This window comes from Mangrovimonas futianensis, from assembly GCF_021245805.1.
GTDB lineage: Bacteria > Bacteroidota > Bacteroidia > Flavobacteriales > Flavobacteriaceae > Mangrovimonas > Mangrovimonas futianensis.
Genome location: NZ_JAJJNF010000084.1, coordinates 1 through 281, shown reverse-complemented (window position 1 = coordinate 281; position 281 = coordinate 1). Strand labels below are relative to the sequence as shown.

Annotated in this window: 1 protein-coding gene; it reads right to left on the bottom strand. The window is 35.9% G+C overall.

Going from position 1 to position 281, the window contains the following annotated elements:
• On the bottom strand, positions 1 to 183 hold a 183-nt coding region (locus LOK78_RS16545; protein ID WP_232635689.1), incomplete at its 3' end, for a hypothetical protein.
• Positions 184 to 281 lie beyond the last annotated feature (98 nt).

Genomic DNA, 281 nt, shown 5'->3' with positions numbered 1-281 from the left:
CATTTCTAGTTGTTCATTAGCACTTTTCCTGATCCTTTCGCTTATCTTGATGTTATTTAGCACTTTTCCTGATCCTTTCGCTAATCTTGATGTTCTTTTGCACTTTTCCTGATCCTTTCGCTTATCTAGTTGTTCTTTAGCACTTTTTCTGATCCTTTGGCTTTTCTTGATGTTCTTTTGCACTTTTCCTGTTCCTTTCGCATTTCTAGTTGTTCTTTAGCACTTTTTCTGATTTTGGCATTTCTAGTTGTTCTTTAGCACTTTTCCTGATCCTTTCGCAT